Raw genomic sequence first — 2,321 nt, 5'->3', positions numbered from 1 at the left:
TCTTCGCCATTAATAGTGGGTTTTGTATTTTTAGCAGATGAAAGACACCGAACTATTTGCAGCAGCCCTAGCGCTAAAGTCACCGTGGTATATCAAGAAAATTGACTTTCGAGATGCAGCACAAGGAGAAAAGGAGCTCCATATTGAAGTAGACCACCATAAGCGGGTCAAATTTGAGTACGAGGGCGAGCTGTGCCCTGTGCACGATCATCAATTGCGGAGTTGGCGGCATCTGCGTTTTTTCCAACATGACTGCTATCTGCACGCACGTGTGCCGCGGGTGAAGACGGAGTCAGGAGAGGTACGCCTGGTAGCTGTGCCCTGGGCTGAGCCGGGCAGCTCCTTTACCCTTTTGTTTGAGCTTGACGTTCTAAAGCTTATGGATAAAGGCATGAGCGCCTCTGCAGTTGGCCGCCACTACAGCTTTGATTCCCGTATAGCTAGCCGTATAGTGGGCCGCCATGTAAGCAACGCTTTGGCTACTCAGGAGCTAAGAGCGGTCAAGGACCTATCTGTCGATGAGACCTCACGAAAGAAAGGGCACAACTACCTGACCATCCTATGTGACCGGCAAGCTAAAAAGGTAGTAGGCGTATCTCTGGGCAAAGACCAAAAAGCTGTAGGCGAAGCACTTATCGATATGGAAGCTCGTGGCGCAGACAGAACCACAGTACGGTCGGTGACTCTAGATATGTCACGCTCCTACATCGCAGCCTGCGAATCCTACATGCCACAAGCCGAGATGGTTTTTGACCGCTTTCATTTAGTCAAAAAGCTTAATGAAGCCATTGATACTATTCGAAGGGCAGAACAAAAGCAGTTCAAGGAGGCGCTCAAGCACAGCCGGTATTTATGGCTGCGCAATGCCAGCAAGTTATCTCAAAAGCAGCAACAGCGCCTGGACTTGTTAAAAGAAGCATTCCCTAACCTGGGCCAGGCCTACCGTCTTAAAGAGCTATTCCGGGAAGTTTTCGATGCGGCTCAGTTCACCAAGCGCCTCAAGCCGCTCAATGAGTGGATAAAGATGGCTTGGGACAGCGGGATCAAGCCCATCCAGGAGTTTGTCAATATGCTCCATGACCATTGGTACGGTATAAAGACCTACTTCAAAAGATTGGCTAATAATGCTTTCGCTGAGGGGGTAAACCTAAAGATTCAGGAAATAAAGAGAATTGCCAGAGGCTATCGGAACCCACACAATTTCATCCTGATGATCTATTTCAAACTCGGAGGACTTGATTTGAAAATCCACTAAATATGGCGAAGAGCCAGTTTATTTCTAATATCTTCTGATTTTCTTCTCTTGAGCGTATTTCTGTTTTCTCAAAGATACTTCCATCATTCCAAATCAACTTCTGATTTATGGCTCTCTCTTTTAACTTCTGCCAGTCAGATTTCTCAGTGTTTTCGAATGCCCATATTCTCCATTTTACTATTCTGTAACTCCACCATAACCAAGCCAAAATAAAACCTAAAAATAATCCAGCTACGGTACTAATTCCGACATATTCTTTCGGTATAATTATTGGTGCTACTAAAATAGCTATAATCGGAATACCAAACATTATTATTGCTACAGGACCATTAACCTCAATTTGCCCTATTCTTATGACCTCATCTATAGATTTATACCTTTTCATATTATTCTATATGACAGCGAACGGCCCGGCTACGTGCCGTGCCGGACTCTAAATTTACCATTTTCGTTTTATTTCACAAATGCTAGCGAAGCGGCTTTTCCATCTCCATTTTCCTCTCGAAGATTTTTACCGGCATGGCATGTAGCCATTGTTGCCTGCAGGTGGTTTTTCCGGGTATTCTTAATTTCTGAATGATTCAATATTCTCTTCAAACCATTTCCTCGATTCATCTAAACTTATTTCACCTGATGCCATTTCCATGGTAAAGTTGAATAGGATTTCATTTGTTCCCGATCCTGATTTTGGAACTTGTTTATCTCCTATTTCTATTTTTGAAAGGTCTTCTTTTAGTTTGTACCCATTTAACTTCATGAATAACAGCCCACTTCCTAATCCTGTCCGTTTATTCCCGTCTTGAAATACATGATTGGATATTATCGAAAACATGTAAACCGCTGCCTTTTCAAATATTTTTGAATAGATTTCTTGGCCAAACATCTCTCCTTTTACTGCATCTATCACATATTCTAATCCATTTTCATTTAGCAGGTTGTTAGGTGGAACAAAATTTCCTCCATGTTGATCAATCGTCATGCGGTTTATCAGGATAATATCCTCTCTTTCCAGGTACTCCATCTCTTAAGCAAGAGATTTAAAAACCTCTCCATATTTGTCGAAATC

Annotated in this window: 3 protein-coding genes; 1 reads left to right on the top strand and 2 read right to left on the bottom strand. The window is 42.9% G+C overall.

The features are described 5' to 3' along the window. Positions 1-37: 37 nt before the first annotated feature. Complete coding sequence (locus IX84_RS29930; protein WP_044220381.1) at positions 38-1,255, top strand: ISL3 family transposase; 1,218 nt, start codon at positions 38-40, stop codon at positions 1,253-1,255. Here the strand turns inward: IX84_RS29930 and IX84_RS29925 are convergent. Further along, positions 1,221-1,640, bottom strand: a complete 420-nt coding sequence (locus IX84_RS29925) for a hypothetical protein (protein WP_052516527.1) — start codon at positions 1,638-1,640, stop codon at positions 1,221-1,223. The two genes, IX84_RS29930 and IX84_RS29925, sit on opposite strands and share 35 nt — an antisense overlap. Positions 1,641-1,820: 180 nt before the next feature. Next, complete coding sequence (locus IX84_RS29920) at positions 1,821-2,276, bottom strand: type II toxin-antitoxin system death-on-curing family toxin (protein WP_044230199.1); 456 nt, start codon at positions 2,274-2,276, stop codon at positions 1,821-1,823. Between the last annotated feature and the right edge of the window lie 45 nt (positions 2,277-2,321).

Origin of the sequence: Phaeodactylibacter xiamenensis (assembly GCF_000759025.1) — a bacterium.
GTDB lineage: Bacteria > Bacteroidota > Bacteroidia > Chitinophagales > Saprospiraceae > Phaeodactylibacter > Phaeodactylibacter xiamenensis.
The sequence above is the reverse complement of the archived record's forward strand: the minus strand, read 5'-3'. Positions and strand labels throughout refer to the sequence as shown.

What these genes read in the sequence shown, in the direction of transcription:
- IX84_RS29925 (WP_052516527.1), bottom strand. Translation starts at nt 1,640, where the DNA reads ATGAAAAGGTATAAATCTATAGATGAGGTCATAAGAATAGGGCAAATT.
- IX84_RS29920 (WP_044230199.1), bottom strand. Translation starts at nt 2,276, where the DNA reads ATGGAGTACCTGGAAAGAGAGGATATTATCCTGATAAACCGCATGACG.
- IX84_RS29930 (WP_044220381.1), top strand. Translation starts at nt 38, where the DNA reads ATGAAAGACACCGAACTATTTGCAGCAGCCCTAGCGCTAAAGTCACCG.